Raw genomic sequence first — 2,522 nt, forward strand, 5'->3', positions numbered from 1 at the left:
TCAGTGACAGGAACAGCTAGTGTTCAAAATTCTCTACCTATTTTAGAAGTGAGAAGTAATGGAGATATTAGACTTGTGACAACTGGCGATGTTCCAGCAAACAATGGAATAGCAATCAATGTAATTTTACCAATACTTTAAAAAAGAAATAATAATCAAAAATTTAATAGATATTAAATAGAAATACATGTAGATAATACAAAAAGGGCATTTCGCCCTTTATACATATATAATTATGTCACACTAGGTTCTCCCTCTCCTTTCCTAGTGTGTTTTTTTATTATAATAGAAAGGAAGAATATAATGACACGACAAGTACTATACAACGAAGAAACATATAACAATAAAGTAAACAAAGACTCAAAGGCAGTAGTAAATGATTATATAATGGAATTAAAAAGTAGAGGTCTTAGTGAAAAGACTATCTATCAGTACATAGCAGATATTAAGGCTTTTTTAGTCTATGTACATAATGAATTAGATAATAAGTATATATTAGATATTAAACGTAAAGAGTTTAGGAGATTTTTCTTATGGATGCAAGATAATAAAAAATCAAACGCTAGGATAAACCGTATGCAGTCAAGTCTAAGAAACATATTAGAATACTGTGAGATGGATGATGATGACTATGAAGACTATACTAGAAACCAAATGAAAGGAATAAAGTCATTAGAGAAGAAAGAAGTAAGAGAAATATTCTTCTTAACAGATGATCAAATAGATTTTTTAGTAAACTATCTATTAGATAATGGAAAGTATCAAAAAGCACTTTATGTCGAGTTGTCTTACTCTAGTGGAGCAAGGAGAAACGAAATATCACAAGTTACAAAATATCCTTTTTTAAACAATGAGAATATAACCAATACAATAACTGGTAAGAGAGGTAAAGAATTTAAACTACTTTACTCTAATAAGAGTAAAAAGATAGCTAAACTTTATCTTGAAGAAAGAGGAGAGGATGACATAGATAGTCTATGGATAACAGGAAAAGGAGATAATAAAAGACCCTTGAAGTATACCAGTCTATATGACTGGGTGGTTTCTTTTAGAAAAATATTAAATGATAAATATAAAGAAGAGATAAACTTAAATCCACACTCTCTACGTCATAGTTTTGCTCAAAATATGGCAGATGGGACACATCACATGCTTAAAGAGCTAGATCGTGATAAACTAACTCTTAATGAAGTTAGGATATTAATGCAGCATGAATCTGTTGACATGACACAATCTTATATGAAGAATGAAGATGATAAACTCATAGAAAACTTATCTTTACAATTTAAATAAAAAAGAGGGAGTTGCTCCCTCTTATACATACTCCCATCTTAATTTTTCTCCTGTAACAGGATGTTTGCCTGCAGATTTAACAACCCCTCTACAACAATTACTAATATTTGATTGATTTACTCCTGTCTTATCTTTGGCATCATAGGTAGATTCATATACTTTACCAGTATTTATGCATAATACTCTTTTCTTTCGAGTGTCATTTATTCCTCTTCGTTTTATTCCCAGTCTTATTAAAGTATTTCTAACCATAGTTTCACTAACATTAAAATAACGTCCTATTTTTTCACAACTATATCCCTTACTATACATTCTTATTATATCATCTGTATTTTTTTGATTTTTGTCTTTTATAATTTTTTTGATTTTAGGAATATCTTCGTTGGTTATGTTGGGTAGTTCCTTTGTATTATTTATATTATTTAATATAAAATAAAAATTAGAATTTCTACAATCTAACTCTATGAGTTTTTTACCTTCTTTCTTTGCATATTTTCTCTTCTCTTTATCTGACTCTTTTGTTCTTTCATATGAGTCTTTCCACGAACTACCATATTGTTTTTCGTAATGAATAATACCGTTAGTCTCTACAAAAATATTTAAATCCTTGATATAAAAATCAATTTTTCTCCTACTGTTTTTCATTTTTACTTGATAGTCATAATTTAGTTTTTTAGTTTCTAAATAAGCCGCAAAAAATAGCTCCGGATAAGAATAGTTCATTGAACATACTTTACAAGAAAAACCGTATGAATTAAGGCTTCTTCCACTGACATTCCTCTCAACACTGCATAAGGGACATTTTAACAATATTTTTTTCTTGGAATTTAACCTTAATTTTTTAGCTTTATTTTTATCAACTATATATTTTCGTAACTCACCTAGACTCCATACAGAATTTTCATCACAAACTCTACTACCATATATATAAGAATCTCTATCTCCCCTGTTTAAATTGCTTTCCAAAATCTTATAACAAGGAGCATTGGGATACTTTAATGACTGTACATAGTACCCTTTTCTATTATTAAACCGTATCTTTTCCACTATTCTCAAAGTCTCGTTTACTATTTCTCCTACTTCATAGCTATATTCTTTATATCTTTTATTTTTCACTTCTTTATCCTCCTATCCACTAAATTCATATAAGCTCCCAACAATAGTATACTCAGTGTCTTTAATGGGGATAATTTCATCTACATTTAAACCTATTAAATCTACAGAACCTT

The 2,522-nt window shown here is 28.9% G+C and carries 2 protein-coding genes; one reads left to right on the plus strand and one right to left on the minus strand.

Going from position 1 to position 2,522, the window contains the following annotated elements:
* Positions 1-303: 303 nt before the first annotated feature.
* A complete protein-coding gene (locus VK071_11625) occupies positions 304-1,293 on the plus strand; it encodes a tyrosine-type recombinase/integrase (GenBank protein HLR35960.1) in 990 nt (329 codons plus the stop codon).
* Positions 1,294-1,314: 21 nt separating this feature from the next.
* Here VK071_11625 and VK071_11630 read toward each other — a convergent pair whose 3' ends face one another.
* Positions 1,315-2,409 carry a hypothetical protein gene (locus VK071_11630; GenBank protein HLR35961.1) on the minus strand — a complete coding sequence of 365 codons (1,095 nt, stop codon included), beginning with the start codon at positions 2,407-2,409 and terminating at the stop codon, positions 1,315-1,317.
* Between the last annotated feature and the right edge of the window lie 113 nt (positions 2,410-2,522).

Source organism: Tissierellales bacterium (assembly GCA_035301805.1).
Classification (GTDB): domain Bacteria; phylum Bacillota; class Clostridia; order Tissierellales; family DATGTQ01; genus DATGTQ01.

Coding starts and splice junctions, on each gene's coding strand:
- VK071_11625 (HLR35960.1), top strand. CDS start 304: ATGACACGACAAGTACTATACAACGAAGAAACATATAACAATAAAGTA.